This is a genomic window from Roseovarius sp. 217, assembly GCF_000152845.1.
Taxonomy (GTDB): Bacteria; Pseudomonadota; Alphaproteobacteria; order Rhodobacterales; family Rhodobacteraceae; genus Roseovarius.
Genome location: NZ_CH902584.1, coordinates 1314229 through 1330269, shown reverse-complemented (window position 1 = coordinate 1330269; position 16041 = coordinate 1314229). Strand labels below are relative to the sequence as shown.

Sequence of the window (16041 nt, the reverse complement as noted above, 5' to 3'; positions counted from 1 at the left end):
AAGCCGCCATGCCGATCCTGTCGCAACTGCTCAAAGCGGAAATGGCCGAACGCGAGGTGCGCTCTATCGCCTATCACATGAAGGCGGCGCGCTTTCCGGCCTATAAAGACCTCTCTGGCTTCGACTTTGCCGCCAGCGAGATCCGTGAAGCCTTGGTCCGTCAACTTCATCGTTGTGAGTTTATGGACGCGGCTGAGAATGTGGTGCTGATCGGAGGTCCGGGGACAGGGAAATCACACGTTGCAACGGCTCTCGGCATTCAGGCCATCGAGCATCATCGTAAACGCGTGCGCTTCTTCTCAACCGTCGAACTGGTCAACGCGCTGGAGCAGGAAAAGGCTCACGGCAAGGCCGGGAAGATCGCCGAGGCGCTGGTCAAGACCGACTTGGTGATCCTGGACGAGCTGGGATATCTGCCGTTCAGCGCCTCTGGTGGCGCGCTGCTCTTCCATCTTCTGAGCAAACTCTATGAACGCACCAGCGTCATCATCACCACCAACCTGAGCTTCAGTGAATGGGCCAGCGTCTTTGGCGATGCCAAAATGACCACAGCGCTACTCGATCGTCTCACTCATCGCTGCCACATCCTCGAGACCGGCAATGACAGCTACCGCTTCAAGGCCAGCTCCGAAACGGCAAAGAAAAAGCGAAAGGAGGCAACAGCATTGACGCCATCATAATCAGCAGATCATAACGACTGGGTGGGTCAGATCTCGATGAAAATGCCGGGTCAGTTCTCAGTGACAATCAACAAATCAAGGATCAAGCGGCGTGGTCGGGCGCAGGCAAAAGCCAAATCTCCATCATGCGGGGAGTGTTTGATCGGCTACAGGCCAAAAGCATCCCCCACGAAACCTTGATTGATCGGGGTTGGGACTGGTCCCGTGCGTTGGATCAGGGAAAGGACAAAGGGGGGGTTCATCCGGACATGATTGAAGTGCAGGCGCAGGAGTGGGCAAAGAAACTTGGGAGAGCGCTGGGCGGTCAGAGGATGGCGGAAAGCCCAGAGGTTCTTGCGAGGGCGTTGCAGATCATATCCCCTGCGTTGCCCTCCGGGTTGATCCAAGCGGGGGCCTTTTGGGAAGCCCTCAATAGCGATGGTCGCGCCTTGCTGGCGGAATTCGATGAGGAACAGGAGCTTGAAGAGAGTGAGATAGTGAATTTCTGATTGAGGATGATGGGCGGCCTGAGGGCCACCCTGACCTTGCCGGGAACCTGTCCAGCTATCCCCAAAGCTCTGGGCACCCAATTGGGGAGGCTTGGGAGGGGGTGATTTGCCCTTTCCCCGACACATGGAACCTGCTAAGTGATTGAGGGAAAGGGATACTTCCACTTGTGGGTTGATCCCGAAGCCCCTTCACAGCAACCTTGAAGGGTCATCAAATGTATAGACTATCCATCCAGTATACTCCCCGGCTTGAAGGCGAACCTGCATTCTTCATGTTGAGGAATGAAGGCGGCGGCCATGAGGGCTGGACGCTACGGACCTTGGGGTTCTTTTGGTTCATTGAGAGAGAAGCCCACCAAGCCGGATAAGAATATGAAGGGGCTGCGCCGATGGTGTGGCCCCTATCCTTTCTCAAGCGCTGGACTGATGATCGGTTCTGTATCCACAATTCACTACACATTGTTGCCCAGCGCATGTATTATTCCTTTGAAAACAAAGGGGTAGGATGCAGAGCGAAACCTCTCCTGGGCACCAAATTCCATTGAAATCGTTGGATTTTCATGCTCGTTTCGTGACAAACGCGACGCAGCGGTGGGCCACAGCTATGAGCCTCGTGGTTGAAATCGAGTGCGAGTATCTGAGGCTCGAGAAGACCAGAAAAGCAAAGTGGCGAGGGCCGATAAAGTCCGAGAAGCGACCGGCGTTGCTGGTCAAAGGCAGTTTAGAATACAGCGCTACAGGGCTCTGGCAATAGACCTTGTCCTTGTGCCCGCCTCAGTTGGTGGCGCAACAGTCTCACAGTGACGTCGGGTTCGGGTTGTGCAGGCAAGATTTCAGTCGCAAGCAGGCACCCTCTTGCAGTCAGGTGGAACGCAGAATCATCGGCCTTCACCAGAAGGGCTGAGGGCAAAGCGTGGGTCCAGCTGCTATCACTGTCGATCTTCAATCGTGGAATGCGCATTAATGCGCTCAAGAGGGGGAAACCGTCTTGAGCGCAGTTTTCAACCGCTTCTCCACGAAATGGGCCGCGTCCGGCATTCTCGACTGCCAAGAGGCCGCGACAGGGCTCGACACGAGCAGAATTGGGCGAAAACCTGACGGAAAATATTGGGTATTGCCTAAGCCTACTAAATCAGTCAACTTACACATGAGCGCTTCGGATGCACTGGGATTGTCAAGTTGGCCGATATCGACCGCGGGACAAAAAACATGTGCCAAAACTGACGCCGTTGCAGCGCGAAACGTTGAAATACACAACAGGACAGACAGATGCTCCGCACCCTATTGACCTCCACCGCCATCGCCACTGCGCTGTTGGGTTCCGCTCAGGCACAGACCGCAAATGAGGTGCTCGACACCTATGCAGATATCGCCGAGGCGAACTATGGCGACAGCTTGGAAGCTGTCCGGGCACTGGAAAAGGCAGTCACGGCGCTGATCAAAAGCCCCTCAGCCGAGTCCATGTCTGCCGCTCGCGACGCCTGGTTGCAAGCGCGCGTCCCCTATCAACAAACCGAGGTCTTTCGCTTCGGCAATCCGATCGTCGATGACTGGGAAGGTAAGGTGAATGCTTGGCCGCTGGACGAGGGGCTTATCGATTATGTCGATGGACTCTATGGCGGTCCGACCGATGCAAACCAGTTTGCAGCGCTCAATGTGATCGCCAATCCGAGCTTCTCTCTCTCGGGAAAGGAGATTGACGCGACCGAGATAACGCCGGACTTGCTAGAGAACATCCTGCATGAGGCCGATGGGATCGAGGCAAATGTTGCCACAGGGTATCATGCCATCGAGTTCCTGCTTTGGGGGCAGGATCTGAATGGCCATGGTGACGGCGCAGGCAGCCGCCCTTGGACCGACTATGCGCAGAACGAAGACTGCACCAACGGCAACTGCGAACGCCGGGCTGACTACCTGATGGCAGCGACCGATCTTCTGTCATCCGACCTCGAATGGATCACCGCGCAATGGGCAAAGGACGGCGAAGCCCGTGCGACGATTACCGCAGACGAACAGGCGGGGCTCACTGCCATTCTGACCGGCATGGGGAGCCTGTCTTATGGTGAGACGGCGGGCGAGAGAATGCGACTCGGCCTGATGCTCAACGATCCCGAGGAAGAGCATTCCTGCTTTGCCGACAACACCCACAATGATCACTACTACAACGGCGTTGGTATCCGGAGCGTCTACTTGGGCAACTACGTGCGCACCGACGGCACGACGGTCAGCGGCGCTTCTCTTTCCGACCTTGTCGCGAACATCGACCCAGAGTTGGATCGGGAGATGCGCACACGGTTGGCCGAAGCGGTTTTGGCCCTTGGCCGTATCAAGACCGCCGCCGAGTCCGGCTTTGCCTATGACGAGATGCTAGCGCGCGGCGACGAAGGCGGGGAGGCGCTGATCATGGGTGGCGTCGATGGCCTGATAAACCAGACCCGGTCAATTGAGCGCGTTGTCACGGCATTGGACCTCGGTGGAATCGAGATCGAAGGCTCTGACAGCCTCGACAATCCCTCGGCCGTCTTTCAGTAACGCCCCTCGTCCGCGGTCCTGCTCGGCGGATGGGAAAGCTATATTGTAGATAGGTATGTTATCACATAACAGTATAGATGACGTAGCAGACCGTCATCCAAGAACAAACTAAGGAACAGTGATGAAAACCCTACCTTTAACGCTTGCCGCTTGCGCGGCACTCGGCGCGACTGCGGCACAATCACAGGAAAAGAGCTCGCGGTTCTCAGCCGAATTCTCGGTCGAACTGCAAAGCGATTTCACAGTCGATTCCTCAGCACCCGGAGGCGAGATCAACAACACATTCGCCATCGTCGAGGGTGCGCTTTCGTTCGCCTTCACGTCCCAAACCTCAATCAACAGCACAGTGGTTCTGGAACAGATCACGCCACCCACTTCTGACAGCTTTCTAGAGGATCATGGACTCTACGCCGAAGAACTCTACTTCGCACATGATTTCGGCGCAGCACAGGTGGTGCTTGGCAAGTTCAACCCCGGCTTTGGAACGGCTTGGGACGTGGCGCCGGGCATTTACGGCGTCGATTTCGCAGAGGACTACGAGATCACCGAAAGGATCGGAGCGGGCCTCGTGATCCCATTCTCCACTGGTCAAATTGAACATGAGCTCAGCGTGTCGATCTTCAACGCAGATCGCAGCGTGCTCAGCGAGTCGCTTGGCGAAAACCGCGGGCGTACCAATCGGAATGATGGTGGCGTATCGAATACCAGCGGGCCGGAGTCCTTTTCCATCGCCCTATCGGGAACCTTCGGCGCGACCGCCTATAACCTCGGCCTGCAATCCCAAGCGCGGGGAGTCGGCGACGTGGAGGATCAGAACGGTATCGTGGGCGGCGTCAGCCATGAATTCGGATCCGGCTCTATGCCTGTCACGCTGCTCGCTGAAGTGGCCTATTTCGATCATTTCGACGGCACCGCCGACAGCGCCACCTTTGCCACAGTCGGAGTTGAAGCTCCGGTCGGGCCTGTCACGCTCTCAGCAGTCTATGCGTTGCGCGACGTCGAGACCCTGCCACGCGATCATCTGGCCACGCTCTCTGGCGAAATCGAGATCCTCGATGGTCTCAGCGCCGCGTTGGCCTATCGTTACGGCGAAGAGGGTGGAGATGAGACCCATACCATTGGCGCGCTGCTTGCCTATGCATTCTAAGGAACGCTAACGAAGATCATGCCCGTGTCCAAGTCAAAGCCATATCAAGTTATCCTTCAAGTCGTCGGATTACTCAGCATCTGCGCGGGCATGACCGTCGCCCAACCTCTAGAAGACATTCATCTCGACACCGTGCCCCGCACTGACGCAGAGCGCGCGCGCGTCGCCAATATCACCGCGCTGCCCAAGGATTTCTCGGCTCCTTGGCGATTCGAAGAAAATTCCGCCGGCGCGCAAACCGTTCGGTCGCGCGGGACGCCCGATGCCTTTTCCCAGCCCGCCGACAACCTGACCTTCGAACAGCAGCTGGATTTCCGGATCGGCAATGGACTATTCCGGCGAGCCTGGGTCTCGGCACCGGCGTCGACGCTGGCCTCGGATGGTCTGGGGCCGTTGTACAACGCGCGCTCCTGCCAGCGCTGCCACCTCAAGGACGGTCGCGGCCACCCGCCCGAAGGACCGGAGGACGGGTCCGTGTCAATGTTCTTGCGTGTCTCGATCCCGGCACCGGAGCCGTCAGAGATCAATTCCTATATTGAGGGCACGCATGCGACGGCCCCCGATCCCACCTATGGCACGCAGCTTCAGGACCTCAGCCTGCCGGGCCATGCACCGGAATACCAGCTTCGCATAGACTATCAGGATGTCAAAGTTGACATGTCAGAGAGTGAGATAGTCACTCTCCGAAGCCCGACCTACACTGCCGCCGATCTCGCCTATGGCCCACTTCATCAAAACGCCATGCTGTCGCCCCGCATCGCCCCACAGATGATCGGTATGGGACTATTGGAGGCGATTCCAGTGCAGGATATCCTAGACTGGGCCGACCCTGACGACACCGATGGTGACGGCATCTCGGGTCGTCCCCAAATTGTCTGGTCCGATGTGCATGACCGGCCCATGCTGGGTCGGTTTGGCCTGAAAGCGGGCAATCCAACCGTGCTGGAACAGACCGCAAGCGCGTTTGCGGGCGATATCGGCATTTCAAATCCCATCCATCCAGTGGGGTCGGGTGACTGCACTGATGCGCAGACCGATTGCACCGCCGCCATGCATGGTGACGATCCCGAACAGAATGGCTTCGAGATCGATCAGGTTGGGCTGGACCTTGTTACCTTCTACAGCCAGACATTGGCCGTCCCGGCCCGGCGAGACGTGGACGATCCAGAGGTGTTGCGTGGGCGCGAGGTGTTCTTCAAGACCGGCTGCGCCGCCTGCCACCGCCCCAACTTTGTCACTCATCGGCTGAAAGACAATAACCCGGCCAGCTTTCAGTTGATCTGGCCCTATTCCGACATGCTGCTGCATGATTTGGGACCGGGCTTGGCCGACAACCGTCCCGAGGGGCGCGCGAACGGTCAAGAATGGCGTACCGCTCCACTCTGGGGTTTGGGCATGACCAAGACCGTTTCCGGCCACACCTATTTCCTGCATGATGGACGCGCGCGGTCGCTTCTTGAGGCCATTCTTTGGCATGGCGGTGAGGCGCAAAAGGCCCGTGAGCGGATTGTCTCGATGCCAGCCGAGGATCGCAACGCTCTGATCCGCTTCTTGGAGAGCTTATGAGACATCTGCCCATCGTCATTCTGACCCTCGGTTTTGCCACGCCAGCGATTGCGGGGGTGGATAGCGCACTGAGCCAACACATCTTGCCCGGATTCAACGCCTTCGCACAAAGCGCCGACACGCTTGCCGACGCCGCTGCCAAGAATTGCCAGCCAGACGCGGTGCGGCCAGCCTATCAGGCCGCCTTTGATGCCTGGATGCGCGTGGCTGACCTGCGTCTGGGTCCATCCGAAACCGGTGCGCTGTCCGTCGGCTTCTGGCCGGATCCGCGTGGCTTTACCCAGCGCACACTGTCCCGGTTGGTTGCCGAAGAAGATCCTGTCGCGCGCGACCCGACCGGCTATGCGGATGTTTCGATTGCCGCCCGTGGCCTCTTCGCGCTGGACATGCTGATCTACGACCCGGCCTTTTCCAGCTACGCGTCCGGCAGCTATACCTGCGACCTTGTCGCCACACTTGCCGCCGATTTGAGCAATCAGGCCGAGGCGTTGGACTCTGACTGGCAAGAGGGATTCGCCGCCACACTGCGCAACGCGGGCGAGGCAGGTAACACGACTTTCCTGTCAAAGGACGAGGCTCTGCGCGCGCTTTACACGCAGATCCTGTCGTCACTGGAATTCTCCGCGAAGAGGCGGCTGGGTGAACCCATGGGCACCTTCGAGCGCCCGCGACCTGAATTGGCCGAGGCACGTCGATCCGGGCGCAGCCTGCGAAATGTCGTACTTGCAGCCGAGGCCGCGCACGGGCTGTCGGCTGCACTCGCCGATTGGCCCATCCCTGCGGCTGACGCAGCGCTGGAGACTGTGCAAAAGGCCGCCAAACGAATTGGATCCCCAACCTTTCAGAACGTGAGCGATCCGCAAGGACGGCTACGCGCTGAGGTATTGCAACAAGCAGTGACGGGTTTGCGCACAGCAATCAAAAATGAGATCGGCGCGCGTTATGGCATTGAACCCGGCTTCAACTCGCAAGACGGAGATTAAGCCATGACAACGCGCCGCCGTTTTATTGCATCGCTCTTGGCCACAGGGGTTGCTCCGCGCCTTGGCTGGGCAGCCGTAGGAAATCCCGCCTATCTGGCCGCCGCAAAGGATTTGGGTGGGCGCTTTGCTCTCTATGGGCTGAGCGAGGGCGGCGCAGTCACATTTCGCGTGCCACTACCAGCCCGAGGCCATGCCGGGGCCGGTCATCCGCGCCGAGCCGAAGCTGTGGCCTTTGCCCGCCGTCCGGGTCTATTTGCGCTGGTGATCGACTGCGCATCGGGCGATGTGCTGCACCGATTGGCTCCGCCGCCGGGGTATCACCTGAACGGTCACGGCGTCTTTGCCGAGCGAGGCGCGCTCCTGCTCACCAGCGAACAAAAGGCTGATAGCAGTGAGGGCATGATCGGTGTCTGGAATGTGGAGGCAGGATACGCCCGTGCCGGGTCATTCTCATCAGGTGGCATCGGACCGCATGAGATCCGCCTCATGCCTGATGGGGCGACATTGGTCGTCGCCAACGGCGGCGTCGCGACCGACCCAGACGACCGTGCCAAACTGAACCTTGCTACGATGCGCCCGAACTTGTCATACCTGACTTTGGATGGCTTGTTGCGGGACCGGTTCGAGCTCGACAGAGACCTGCATCAGAATTCGATCCGGCATCTGGCGGTTCGGGCCGATGGCCTGGTGGGCTTTGCGATGCAATGGGAAGGTGCGCCGGGCGCGGCAACCCCATTGTTGGGACTTCACCGAGTGGGAAAAGCCCCCGTTCTGGCCGAGGCTCCGTTGCCTGATGAACTGGCCATGCAAGACTATGCCGGAAGTGTTTCCTTCAGCGGCGATGGTGACGAATTGGCCATCACGTCGCCCCATGGCGGACGGCTTCATAGGTTCAGCGACACCGGCGCTTTTCTGGGTGCGATATCCAGATCCGAAATCTGCGGGCTGGCCCCGTTGCGGGGCGGCTATCTGGCGAGCGACGGCCTGGGCGGCCTGATGACTATCGGGCGAGACGGTCCGGCAGTTTTGGCGCGGCTGGGTTGCACCTGGGACAATCACATCGTGACCCTCTGACGGCTCCGCAGTCTTTCGTGGTCCTATAATCTCGTCGTTTCAATAGGGTGCCACTCGTGCCATCAACACGGACTCTGGTGGAATCACGTCTGAGCAATCCAATGCCCGCTGTAGGTCCTAACGATGTGGTGTTTGTCCACCAAAAGGTGGGCTGTCATGCCCGTTTCGGTGTTCAGGCATTCGTAGGTCTCGTTTGTAATTCGTCGCAATACGAGGCGAAGAGGCGTGAGTCGTTCGGTCTCGAGATCGAGCCTTGCAACCAAGATTTCTGCGTCCTCACCTAGGCCGAGGTTCAGGCGGCGGATCGGCAGAGTAAGGGCCGCAGGCGTAAAACCAAGATAAATATCCTTGGCACCCGTGACCTGCGGGAACGGTGCGCCATTCAACATCCATGTGTCATCAGGGGCCCGCACTGCAAAGATGCGCGACTTGGAGCCGATACGAGCGCGCCGTGTCGTCCCATCGCCGCGCGCACGAACACGGTAGCGCAAAATATTCCAGTCCGCATCCGTCGACGAACCGTCAATCAGATAGCCACCCTCAGCGTCAGCAAAACGGCAGGCGTCATTTCCCGGACGGTCCTGCCTGACCCAAACGACGGCATGTGCTCCTGCGATCATGGTTAAGACTCCCTCCATCTAGAGATCTTATCACACTGAGGTTTTCGATCACCACATATTGCTCCTCACTGAGGCTAAGGCAGCCGTGGCCTGTCTTGGTTCAACACTTTGATCGGCGCGAAAGAGCCCGTCGTGACGCTTTGGTGAGTGTGGTGTCTGCGCCGCCGAAAGGCATGCAATCAAATCCGGAGCCAATCGCTCGAATAGTCGATAGCATCAGCGTTGGCCAAGTGTTTCACGCGTTCCAGTTCTGCCGTGAGGCTGGCGAGTCGTCCCTTACCCATCTTGACGCCAACCTCGGGCCAGAAGGCTCGGACGTTCAGGGTTCCTCCGTCACGTTTGACATCAAGGCGGCCGATCAGGCGATCTCCCTGCAACAGCGGAAATACATAATACCCATAGCGCCTTTGGGCTTCGGGAACGAATATCTCAATCCGATAATGAAACCCAAAAAGCCGTTCTGCGCGTGACCGGTCACGCAAGGCCGGATCGAACGGAGACAAGAGGCGCACGCGCGATGAAGGCTCCGACAGGGACGAGACATCCTCGAGAATGGCTTTGGTTGTGAAACTGCGCCGTAGTGAGCCATCCGTCATGGCGATGTCCACTTCGATGATGCGGCCGTCCGCCATTGCGGTCTGGCACCAGGCTTTAGCCTCCTCTCGCGTCACGATGTCAAAGAAACCAGCAAGCTCCCCACTGGTCCCGAATCCAAGCCTGTCGAACGCTCCCATCATGGCCCAGTCTATGATCTCGGCCTCGTCTCGTTGGTCTTTCAGGTGTTCCGTCGGGATCACCCGCTCAGCGAGGTCGTAATACTTCCGAAAACCCTCGCGATGACAGACCGCCAGTCTGCCAGACCGCCACAGGAATTCGAGAGCTGTCTTGGACGGGTGCCAATCCCACCAGCCAGACGTCCCCCGTGTTTCGTCCTTTCCGACATCAAGAGAGCAGGCGGGACCGTGGTCGGCTATGTGCTGAAGAACGGTATCGATTTCGGCATCCCATCCCTCTCGGCGCCATTGCGGCCAACGCGCCCTCATGCGCGCTTCGTCTCTGATGAACTTCAACCGCCACATCGGATAGAACTGCATCGGGACGGCGGCCGCATCGTGAGTCCAGTGTTCGAAAGCGGACCGATGCCGGGCAACGAGTTGCGTTAAGTTCTGTGGTCGGTATTTACCTTGTCTGGACCACAGGATCAGGTCATGGGCCCGCGCCAGCGTGTTGACGCTATCGACCTGCACAAATCCCAAGGCATGCAGCAGCCGATTGAGATCTGTGCCCTTGCCAGTTCCCGCCTCGGGGCGCAGCAAAAGGTGCCTGTCCAAAAAAAGACGGCGCGCGGTGCAATTGTCCAGAAGCGGGCGAAACATCTCGTCAGATGTATCCTTGATGCTGATCCGGAGCAATTGGGATTACCAACCACAGCTTGAGCCTTCCCGCTGTGGCTGACATGGTCCAATCGGGAGACGTGTTTTGATCAGGATGCGGCCTTTGTCCGGATCATCGACCTCGCACTTTCGGAACGCGTCGCTGCCATGCTCATCACAGGCGCGCTCGATCTGCCTGACAACGTGCATGTCTTTGATGCGCGCGGCGGCAAGGTTTAACTGACCGAGGATGTCTGGGTCCACGGAGTCAGCTTTGCCGACCGCCAAGCACCCGAGAGCCTCTTGCCGCGCTTTTCAGCCTCTGTGTCGGGGGTAGTCAATATCGCCATGCTGCACATATCTCTGGCCGCCCTGCGCGCATACCTTTCAGCGCGTGCGGGGCCCGACATCGGTCCGCATTGTCTTTAGAACTGTGCCATCTGTAGAGCATGTCAAGCGCACGGTTTTGCCACCGTGAAAGAAGCTGAGGCGTATCCGCCCGGCGTCTTTGCCTTCGCCGGTTTCAAACCGGCTCGTAATCTCACCCGCACGCATCTTGGCTTGGACCTCTGCTGGTGTCAGCCCAAGCAGGCCAGACAGATCCGTGGCGTCCACGACGGGTTGCCCATCTCTGATTTCAATCTTCATTGCCTGTACTTTCACTCTGCTACATCCATCAAATGTCTGATGTGGCGTGCGAAATACCATGTCGCCGGCACCCCGATGACGCAACCCAATCCAATCGACCAGCCGGTTGTCGCCACGGGCCAGCCGATCCAGCTAAAGAGCAGCGACGCAAAGAACACGTTGACCGCCGCCGCCGCCGCCCCAAAGGGATAGAGTGCGAGTGCGATCCGTGCCGCGGACCATCCGTGGCGTGTCACTTGCGCGCCACCAACCGCTGCACCAGAACCAGCGCTGCGATCATTGCGATGCTGCCCAAGGCGAACCAGAACTCTGCCGTAGCTGACTGAGCTTGGGGGATGGGTCGGTCAAAGCTCTTTGCAAAGACCGGTAATGCGTTGAGAGTGATAAGGACGACTGTCAGACAGCGCATGTCAATTCTCCTGTGTCAGGGTGCGATAGATATCGGGCAATGCGCGGGTCAAGCGCTCTGGGTTCGGCAGAAGAGAGAAGCCGCCGCGCCCAAAGATGCGGGCAAACCAATCCTGACCGTCCTCGTCTATAATGATCCCATGCAGGCTGTGGCCTGCCTTGCGGGCCTCTCGAACGGCCATGTGACTGTCTTCGATGCCATACCGCCCCTCGTAATGGTCAAGATCGTTAGGCTTGCCGTCAGTCAAGACGATCAGCAGTTTGCGCGCACTCGGCTCAGCCGCCAGTTGGGTGCTGACGTGGCGGATCGCCGCCCCAAGCCGCGTGTAATGTCCGGGTTTCAGCGCGCCGATATTGGCGATGATCTCGGGGGACATTTGATCCCCGAATCTCTTGCAGCGGGACAGAAACACCCGGTCGCGGCGCAGCGAAGAAAAACCCCAAATTCCCAGTCGATCCCCTGCCGCGTTGATCCCTGCAGCAAGGGCGGCCATCGCTTCGCGGGCCACCTCAATCACTGACGTGTCGCCAATCGCTGCTTCCGTAGAACGAGACGTGTCGATCAGGAACGCCACTGACAGATCACGATCGGTCTGACGCGCCGACTGCCAGATGCGGTCAGAGCCACGCCCAGTGGCCAAGAGATCCGCGCGCGATGTCAAGAGCGCATCGAGGTCCAGCTCTGTTCCCTCAACCTGACGCGGTTGCAGGACACGGCGCGGGCGGAGCGCCTCAAATTGTCGGCGCACTTCGCGCATGCGGCGGTCACTCGGTACAAACGCTGTTTCGGCAGGTGCCACAGGTGCATCCAGCACACGGCAATGATCCGGCAAATAGCTGCGCGACCGGTGGTTCCATTCAGGATAGGTATACGTGCCCGCCAAAGCCTCGTGATCAGCATCCGTCGGGGAGAGGTCGAGATGCAGGCGCAGGCGCGTTGCGGCCATGCGATTCTGTTTGGAGAGGGTGATCTCGTCCTGATCTTCAGCAGCTTTTTGGGCGTTCTCTTGGTCGTCATCATCAACGCTACGGTTGACGTTCATCGATTCGACCCAAGAGAGGATCGATTCAAAGCGGTGGATGATGAAGCTGTCTTTGCGGTTCTGCTGGTCCTGATCCTTGCGACGTCCCAGTTTTCGGCTGGTTTGCGCCGCATCCGGCGGCGGCACCGCAGTGTCAGCGGGGTCATCGGTCGCCGCGTTGCCAAAGCCCGGTGCGGCAAACCGAAGCCAGATCGGGATGGGCGCAAATGGCATATGGCCGCGCGCCTCTGATGTGGAAATAATATCAGGGGACGATCCGCACAGCTGGTTGCAAATCGCCGTTTCAATGATTGCCTCCTGAGCTGGTCGAAACACATCTGGCCGCGTCTTGACGCAAAGGCGGGTCATGGCCGCGTAAGCAGGTCTCAAGCCGGGACAGATAGCATAAGCTGCATCAGCCGCCGCAGCGTTGGCCCTGATCTGAACGCAGTCCCAAGCCGGGCCGTTACCCGCCAGATCAAAGTTTCGGAGGTCACAGGTCGCCGCCAGCGCAGTCAACCAAAAGAACGCCGCTCGGTTCAATGCCGGATCGGGAAAATCGGCGATGAGGGGCGGAAGGCTCAGCCGCTCGCCATCAAATCCAGCAACCCATTCGCGGTCCCGCTCGGCGCCCAACCTGCGGCGCAGCGGTTGACGGTGGCGCACAAGCGTCGCCGGTGCCTCGCAGACCTCCACTGCTGCCGCCCCCCCAAGAGAGCGGAACAGCATCGCAAGACTGGACCTGACCGAGCTAAGCGCGACACCAGCCTCGGGATGGCCGATATTTGCCCCGATCCCACTTGCCATGTCATGCCAGAGGTTACCGACCGTTTCTTCGGGTTCCATGAGATCACGAAGGTGCATCGGTCTTATCCGTAGATTGTGGCGATGAGATCGCGCAACGCCTGCTGCACGTCTGGCTCGTCACTCAAAGGTTCGATTACTGCGGCCTCCAAGGCCTGATCCACGCCCATTCCGTCCGCCATCAAGGTGGCGGCGTAAATCAGAAGGCGCGTCGAAACGCCTTCCTCGAGATCCATGCCCGATAGATTGCGAATATGGCCGGCCAGTCGCACCAAAGGTGCAACGCGTCCCGGCTCCAAGCGGCTTTCTTTGGCCACCACCGCGATCTCTGTTTCGAAATTCGGGAACCTGAACGAGATCGAGAGGAACCGCTGGCGGGTAGACGGCTTCAATCGTTTGAGGACATTCTGGTAGCCTGGGTTGTAGCTGGCCACCAGCATGAACCCCTGCGGAGCCGCCAGTTCTTCGCCGGTCCGGTCTATCATCAAGGTTCGACGCGTGTCTGTCAGGGGATGCAAGACGACCGTCACATCCTTGCGCGCCTCAACCACCTCGTCGAGGTAACAGATCCCGCCTTCGCGCACCGCACGGGTCAACGGGCCGTCGACCCAGACAGTCTCGCCGCCCTTGAGCAGATACCGTCCGATAAGATCCGAGGCCGACAAGTCGTCATGACAGGCCACAGTATAGAGCGGCTTGCCCAGACGGGCGGCCATATGCTCGACAAAGCGGGTCTTGCCGCATCCGGTCGGCCCCTTGAGCAAAAGGGGCAAACCGTTGTCATAGGCCATCTCGAACAATTCGCATTCACGACCCGTCGTCTGATAAAACGGCAAACTTGGTTTCAGTGCCATATTCATCGCTCATTCTCCAGGAACAGTGGTGGCGAGACCGGGTTGAATGACCTCGGACTTGCGGACGACCAGCAGCGAATAGATGTATAGCAAAGCACCGATGACCACCGCAGCCCCTGCACCAAACCGCATCAGATAGAACAAGGACAGGCCGTCCTGTACATCCATGTAATAGTCGCCAACCACACGCTGCATATGCGTCTGGATTGTGCCCGCAAAGGTCAGCACAAAGGTCATGAAGGCCATGCCTCCAGTCATCAGCCAGAACGATGCCATGTTCAGCACCTGATTATAGGGCGCCCGTCCCCGCAGAATCGGCATTGCATAGGTGAAGATCGCGAGATTCAGGGCGACATAGGCGCCATAAAAGGCAAGGTGCCCATGGGCTGCGGTGATCTGCGTGCCGTGACTGTAGAAATTCACACCATGCAGCGTGTGCAGAAATCCCCAGACGCCTGCCCCAAAGAAGGCCACGGTGGACGATCCCAGCGACCAAAGCAGAGCGGCTTTGTTCGGATGGTTCTTACGGCCTTTCCAGACCATAACAAAGGCAAAGGACATCATCAGGAAGAAGGGGATCACCTCGAAGGTCGAGAAGATCGAGCCAACCCACTGCCAGTAGCCCGGCAGGCCGATCCAATAGAAATGGTGCCCGGTCCCGAGAATACCCGAGAAAAGCGCCGTCGCTACGATGACATAGAGCCATTTTTCCACGACTTCACGGTCCACGCCTGTCAGCTTCAGCAGCAAGAAGGCGAGGATCGCCGCCATCACCAATTCCCAGGTCGCTTCGACCCAAAGGTGGACAACGAACCACCAGTACATCTTGTCGAGGCTGAGGTTGTCGGGGTTTATGAAGGCAAAGACCCAGAGCAGCGACAACAGCCACAGCCCCATCAAGAGCACGTTGGTGATCGCAGTCTTCTTGCCAGCAAGGACCGTCATCGAGATGTTGAGAAGAAAGATCAGGGCGGCGACAAGGATGCCGAACTTGACCCACAGTGGCTGTTCAAGGAATTCCCGCCCGCCGTGGATGCCCACCAGATACGACCCGACCGCGCCCAGCGTTCCCACGACAAGAATGATGAGTTGAAGATAGGCGAGCTTGGGCGACCAGATTTCGCGCTCCGATTCCTCGGGAACCAGATAATAAGCAGCCCCAAAGAAACCCAGCAGAAGCCAGACGATCAGGGCGTTGGTATGGATCATGCGGATGATATTGAAGGGCAGTATCTCGGCCAGAAAATTGGGTGAGACATAGACCCAGCCCGCCAGCAACCCACCCAGCACCTGAATGCCGAACAGGGCCATAGCGGCAACGAAATAATAGAACGCAACGTGTTGGGATTGGTATTTCATCGATTCTACTCCTTAGCCGGCATCATTAGGCGGCCAGCCCTGCGTGTCGGTTTGATCGGCCCAGCGCAGAAACTCCGCGAGGCCGCGGATATCTTCGTCGGTGAGGTTGAAATTCGGCATCTGGCGGCGGCCCGGTGTGCCGCTCGGCTGGCTTTCCATCCAGCCTTTGAGGATCTCGAACGCGTCCTCGGGGCTATCCTGAACACCCCAGCGGGTCATGACATTACCCACCTCCGGCGCGAAATACGCGCCTTCGCCGTGGAGCGTGTGGCAATTGATGCAAGAGTGCCTTTCCCAGACATGCTTGCCGTGGATCACCTCTTCACTGAGGCCCATGCCCGCCGTCGAGGTTTGCACAACGTACTTGTGGCTATGGACGGTCATCGCCACGAAGATCACGACAAAGAAAATCGAGCCCCCGTAGAAGATGTTGCGCGCCCGCGATTTTGTTAAGATTTCAGCCATTGTCAGGCCTCCTTGAAT

16 protein-coding genes are annotated in these 16041 nt (G+C 58.6%); 7 read left to right on the top strand and 9 right to left on the bottom strand.

Features of this window, described 5'->3' with window-relative positions; all coding sequences use genetic code 11:
- From istB to ROS217_RS06315, 7 genes are all read left to right on the top strand, one after another.
- On the top strand, positions 1-680 hold a 680-nt coding region (istB, locus tag ROS217_RS06350), incomplete at its 5' end, for an IS21-like element helper ATPase IstB (RefSeq protein ID WP_009816865.1).
- Between the two features lie 248 nt (positions 681-928).
- The gene (locus tag ROS217_RS24045; RefSeq protein WP_198134870.1) at positions 929-1168 is read left to right on the top strand and encodes a hypothetical protein; all 240 of its coding nucleotides are present in this window, start codon (positions 929-931) and stop codon (positions 1166-1168) included.
- A gap of 1269 nt (positions 1169-2437) precedes the next feature.
- A complete protein-coding gene (locus ROS217_RS06335; protein ID WP_009816862.1) occupies positions 2438-3700 on the top strand; it encodes an imelysin family protein in 1263 nt (420 codons plus the stop codon).
- A 121-nt stretch (positions 3701-3821) separates the two neighbouring features.
- Complete coding sequence (locus ROS217_RS06330) at positions 3822-4847, top strand: hypothetical protein (RefSeq protein ID WP_009816861.1); 1026 nt, start codon at positions 3822-3824, stop codon at positions 4845-4847.
- A 90-nt stretch (positions 4848-4937) separates the two neighbouring features.
- Entirely contained in the window at positions 4938-6413 is a 1476-nt protein-coding gene (locus ROS217_RS06325; protein ID WP_009816860.1) for a di-heme oxidoreductase family protein, read from the top strand.
- Entirely contained in the window at positions 6410-7396 is a 987-nt protein-coding gene (locus ROS217_RS06320; protein WP_009816859.1) for an imelysin family protein, read from the top strand. The genes ROS217_RS06325 and ROS217_RS06320 overlap by 4 nt, the downstream gene beginning before the upstream one ends.
- 3 nt (positions 7397-7399) lie before the next feature.
- Positions 7400-8470 (top strand): DUF1513 domain-containing protein, encoded by a 1071-nt coding sequence (locus tag ROS217_RS06315; RefSeq protein ID WP_009816858.1) that lies wholly within the window; start codon positions 7400-7402, stop codon positions 8468-8470.
- 83 nt (positions 8471-8553) lie between these two features.
- On the opposite strand, the gene ROS217_RS06310 is transcribed toward ROS217_RS06315, so the two are convergent.
- The 9 genes from ROS217_RS06310 to ROS217_RS06270 all read right to left on the bottom strand — a co-directional run bounded on the left by ROS217_RS06310 (position 8554) and on the right by ROS217_RS06270 (position 16023).
- Positions 8554-9090, bottom strand: a complete 537-nt coding sequence (locus ROS217_RS06310; protein WP_009816857.1) for a putative glycolipid-binding domain-containing protein — start codon at positions 9088-9090, stop codon at positions 8554-8556.
- A 179-nt stretch (positions 9091-9269) separates the two neighbouring features.
- Entirely contained in the window at positions 9270-10466 is a 1197-nt protein-coding gene (locus ROS217_RS06305; protein WP_040650401.1) for a winged helix-turn-helix domain-containing protein, read from the bottom strand.
- Positions 10467-10850: 384 nt separating this feature from the next.
- Positions 10851-11111: a DUF6522 family protein gene (locus tag ROS217_RS06300; RefSeq protein ID WP_009816854.1), complete on the bottom strand. Its 261-nt coding sequence runs from the start codon at positions 11109-11111 to the stop codon at positions 10851-10853.
- A gap of 11 nt (positions 11112-11122) precedes the next feature.
- Entirely contained in the window at positions 11123-11347 is a 225-nt protein-coding gene (locus tag ROS217_RS06295; protein ID WP_009816853.1) for a hypothetical protein, read from the bottom strand.
- Positions 11344-11520 carry a hypothetical protein gene (locus tag ROS217_RS06290; protein WP_009816852.1) on the bottom strand — a complete coding sequence of 59 codons (177 nt, stop codon included), beginning with the start codon at positions 11518-11520 and terminating at the stop codon, positions 11344-11346. Before ROS217_RS06290 ends, ROS217_RS06295 begins: the two co-directional genes overlap by 4 nt.
- Position 11521: 1 nt before the next feature.
- On the bottom strand, positions 11522-13405 hold the full coding sequence (locus tag ROS217_RS06285) for a nitric oxide reductase activation protein NorD (protein ID WP_009816851.1): 1884 nt from the start codon (positions 13403-13405) through the stop codon (positions 11522-11524).
- Between the two features lie 5 nt (positions 13406-13410).
- Complete coding sequence (locus tag ROS217_RS06280) at positions 13411-14205, bottom strand: CbbQ/NirQ/NorQ/GpvN family protein (protein WP_009816850.1); 795 nt, start codon at positions 14203-14205, stop codon at positions 13411-13413.
- Positions 14206-14208: 3 nt separating this feature from the next.
- Positions 14209-15558, bottom strand: coding sequence for a cbb3-type cytochrome c oxidase subunit I (locus ROS217_RS06275; RefSeq protein ID WP_040650399.1), 1350 nt, complete (start codon positions 15556-15558; stop codon positions 14209-14211).
- Between the two features lie 12 nt (positions 15559-15570).
- The gene (locus tag ROS217_RS06270; protein WP_009816848.1) at positions 15571-16023 is read right to left on the bottom strand and encodes a c-type cytochrome; all 453 of its coding nucleotides are present in this window, start codon (positions 16021-16023) and stop codon (positions 15571-15573) included.
- Positions 16024-16041 lie beyond the last annotated feature (18 nt).

Bases quoted from the DNA above. Each gene is read 5' to 3' on its own strand.
- ROS217_RS06330 (WP_009816861.1), top strand. From the start codon at position 3,822: ATGAAAACCCTACCTTTAACGCTTGCCGCTTGCGCGGCACTCGGCGCG.
- ROS217_RS06275 (WP_040650399.1), bottom strand. From the start codon at position 15,558: ATGAAATACCAATCCCAACACGTTGCGTTCTATTATTTCGTTGCCGCT.
- ROS217_RS06315 (WP_009816858.1), top strand. From the start codon at position 7,400: ATGACAACGCGCCGCCGTTTTATTGCATCGCTCTTGGCCACAGGGGTT.
- ROS217_RS06335 (WP_009816862.1), top strand. From the start codon at position 2,438: ATGCTCCGCACCCTATTGACCTCCACCGCCATCGCCACTGCGCTGTTG.
- ROS217_RS06290 (WP_009816852.1), bottom strand. From the start codon at position 11,520: ATGCGCTGTCTGACAGTCGTCCTTATCACTCTCAACGCATTACCGGTC.
- ROS217_RS06305 (WP_040650401.1), bottom strand. From the start codon at position 10,466: ATGTTTCGCCCGCTTCTGGACAATTGCACCGCGCGCCGTCTTTTTTTG.
- ROS217_RS06320 (WP_009816859.1), top strand. From the start codon at position 6,410: ATGAGACATCTGCCCATCGTCATTCTGACCCTCGGTTTTGCCACGCCA.
- ROS217_RS06325 (WP_009816860.1), top strand. From the start codon at position 4,938: ATGACCGTCGCCCAACCTCTAGAAGACATTCATCTCGACACCGTGCCC.
- ROS217_RS06310 (WP_009816857.1), bottom strand. From the start codon at position 9,090: ATGATCGCAGGAGCACATGCCGTCGTTTGGGTCAGGCAGGACCGTCCG.
- ROS217_RS06280 (WP_009816850.1), bottom strand. From the start codon at position 14,205: ATGAATATGGCACTGAAACCAAGTTTGCCGTTTTATCAGACGACGGGT.
- ROS217_RS24045 (WP_198134870.1), top strand. From the start codon at position 929: ATGATTGAAGTGCAGGCGCAGGAGTGGGCAAAGAAACTTGGGAGAGCG.
- ROS217_RS06270 (WP_009816848.1), bottom strand. From the start codon at position 16,023: ATGGCTGAAATCTTAACAAAATCGCGGGCGCGCAACATCTTCTACGGG.
- ROS217_RS06285 (WP_009816851.1), bottom strand. From the start codon at position 13,405: ATGCACCTTCGTGATCTCATGGAACCCGAAGAAACGGTCGGTAACCTC.
- ROS217_RS06300 (WP_009816854.1), bottom strand. From the start codon at position 11,111: ATGAAGATTGAAATCAGAGATGGGCAACCCGTCGTGGACGCCACGGAT.